This window comes from Kitasatospora putterlickiae (genome assembly GCF_039527695.1).
Lineage (GTDB): Bacteria > Actinomycetota > Actinomycetes > Streptomycetales > Streptomycetaceae > Kitasatospora > Kitasatospora putterlickiae.
In genome coordinates this window covers 2,726-4,554 of record NZ_BAAAKJ010000261.1, presented here as the reverse complement: position 1 = coordinate 4,554, position 1,829 = coordinate 2,726, and the positions used below count along the sequence as shown (strand labels likewise).

Annotated in this window: 2 protein-coding genes; one reads left to right on the top strand and one right to left on the bottom strand. The window is 70.0% G+C overall.

The window, feature by feature from the left end; genetic code table 11:
• Window positions 1-11 precede the first annotated feature (11 nt).
• Window positions 12-170 (bottom strand): hypothetical protein, encoded by a 159-nt coding sequence (locus tag ABD308_RS26750; protein ID WP_344339500.1) that lies wholly within the window; start codon window positions 168-170, stop codon window positions 12-14.
• A 386-nt stretch (window positions 171-556) separates the two neighbouring features.
• Between ABD308_RS26750 and ABD308_RS26745 the strand changes: the two genes are divergently transcribed.
• On the top strand, window positions 557-1,795 hold the full coding sequence (locus tag ABD308_RS26745) for a helix-turn-helix domain-containing protein (RefSeq protein ID WP_344339497.1): 1,239 nt from the start codon (window positions 557-559) through the stop codon (window positions 1,793-1,795).
• Window positions 1,796-1,829: the final 34 nt, after the last annotated feature.

Sequence of the window (1,829 nt, the reverse complement as noted above, 5' to 3'; positions counted from 1 at the left end):
AGCCGGTGTGCTCAGACCTCGAAGGAGTCGTAGGTCTGTGGGGCGTCGCTGCTGCCGCCCTTCTTCTTGTACTCGTAGCGGTCGGTGGTCTCAGTGACGTAGACCTCGGGGTCGCCGTCGAACAGGCCCTCGATGACTTCGTTGAGGGCCGTCGTGGTGACGGTGGTCATGGCTCTGCTCCCTTCGCTGGTGCCATGGCGGTGCGATGGTTCGGCACCCCGCGCCGTGAGACCGGGAGGTGCGGGCGGGGTGCCCGGGTCCGGCGGTTCTTGCCGGCACCGTGTCCGCCCCGGTTGGGTGTGCCGTCTGGGCCGGGACGGAGGTCCGTCGTGCTCCCCGGCGGGGAGACGCATGAACAGCGCTGTGTGACAAATCGGGAACTTAGTGTGACGCAATGCCGGGAAGGGGGACCGCGTGTCCCCCTCACCCACCGTGTCCCCCTCGCTACCCGTCGGAAGGGCTGTCTCCCGATCACGGGCCGCCCTACGGTGGGAGAGCCGCCGTCACCGGGTAGCTCACCACTGCCCGGTGGCGGCGCTCAGCGGAGGAGAGGCACATGTCCGAACTGCCCGAGGAACTATCCACCGGTGAGCGCATCCGCGTTCTGCGCGAACGACGTGGGATGACGCGGCCCGTCCTGGCCGGCCTGGTCGGCCGGAGCACGGACTGGCTGAAGAAGATCGAGAGCGGCGTGAGGCCGCTCTCCTCGCACAGCTTGTTGTTGAAGGTCGCCCTCGCCCTGCATGTCAGCGACCTCGCAGTGATCACCGGCCCGTCCGAGACCGCACAGCCCGTCAACACCGGTCGCCTGTTCCATCCGGCGTCGGCCGCCGTGTGGGCGGTGCTCCTGGAACGCGGCACCCGTCCGCCGGTCGCGTTGCCGCCTGGGACATCGGCCGCCGACTACGCGGCCGAGGTCGATGCCGGGTGGAAGCTCTGGCACAAGGCGGCGAACAATCGAACCGACGTCGGCCACATCGTCCCTGACCTGGTTCGCCACGGCGAAGCCCTCACCTGGGCCGCCACTGGGGAGGAGCGGCGAGCCGCGCTGGTGGCCCTCGCCGCCGCGTACCGGCTCGCCCAACAGGTCATCGCCTACATCGGGCCGGCCGAGGCTGTGTGGATGCTCGGTGACCGGGCGATGGCCGCAGCGGCCGAAGCCGACGACCCTGTCGCCATGGGATCCGCAGCGTGGAACCTCGCGAACACCATGCGCGCCGTGGGCGAGCACGAAGGTGCGATGATGTTGGTCACCACCGCAGCCGACCGCCTCCGTCCGCACCTTGCCGAGGCGCCGCCACAGTGGCGAGGCCTGTACGGCGCGCTGCACCTGCACGCCTCGGTCACCGAAGCCCGCGACGGCCGCGACGGCTCCGCGTGGAACCATTGGGACACCGCCGACCAGGTCGCGAAGTCCCTCCCGACCGGATATGCCGAACTCTCCACTGTCTTCGGCCGGGCGAACGTCGACCTCCACGCGGTCAGCATCGCCACCGAACTTCGCAGCTCAGGCAGAGCTCTTGCCCTCGCGGACGAGATCGACCCCGACGCGATCCCCTCGACCGAACGCCGTACCCGCCTGTGGGTGGACACGGCCCGCTCTCACCTGGACCGGGGCGACCGCACGGCAGCGCTCCATGTCATGGGCGTCGCGCTCAAGATCAGCCCGGAGACGGTGAGGTTCACCCCGCAAGCGCGGTCGGTCGCGGCCGACCTCTGGCGCAAGGCCCCCCGTTCGATGCGACAGGAGGCTTTGGAGCTGGCCGAGACGGTCGGCATCCTCACCGGAGCCTGAGCCACAGTGCCCGACAGCACGGCGCCCGCCGGGA